The 727-nt window shown below is 69.6% G+C and carries 1 protein-coding gene; it reads left to right on the forward strand.

The window, feature by feature from the left end; genetic code table 11:
- Positions 1-727, forward strand: a 727-nt coding sequence (locus KUM44_RS34780) for an AMP-binding protein (protein ID WP_217213753.1), incomplete at both ends; no start/stop codon positions are given.

Genomic DNA, 727 nt, shown 5'->3' on the forward strand with positions numbered 1-727 from the left:
GTACCTATCTCACGCGGGCTCGCACTACCTACCCCGCCACCGGCTCCACCCTGCTGCACTCCCCCCTCGCCTTCGACCTGACCGTAACCGCTCTGTGGACCCCCCTCATCAGCGGCGGCACCATCCACCTCACCGGCCTGACCGAGGACGCCCCGCAACCGACCTTCCTCAAAATCACACCGTCCCACCTGCCGCTGCTCGACGCCCTGCCCGAGACCGTCTCCCCCACCCAAACGCTGATCATCGGCGGCGAACAGCTCCTCCCTCACGCCCTGGCGGAGTGGCGCGCACGTCACCCGCAGGTCACGGTCATCAACGACTACGGGCCCACCGAGGCCACCGTCAGCACCAGCGACTACCACCTCCTCCCCGGCCAGGAACTCTCCGAAGGACCCATCCCCATCGGACGGCCCTTCCCAGGCGCCCGCCTCTACGTCCTCGATGCCGCCCTGCGCCCGGTACCGGCAGGGACACTCGGTGAGCTCTACATCGCCGGACCACAACTGGCCCGCGGCTACCACCAACGCCCCGGCCTGACCGCCGAACGCTTCACCGCCGACCCCCACGGCACACCCGGCACCCGCATGTACCGCACCGGCGACCTCGCCCGCTGGCGCGCCGACGGCCACCTCGAATACGCCGGACGCACCGACCACCAGATCAAACTCCGCGGCCACCGCATCGAACCCGGCGAAATCGAAGCCACACTCACCACCCACCCCGCCAT

The organism is Streptomyces sp. AC550_RSS872, assembly GCF_019049285.1.
Classification (GTDB): Bacteria; Actinomycetota; Actinomycetes; order Streptomycetales; family Streptomycetaceae; genus Streptomyces.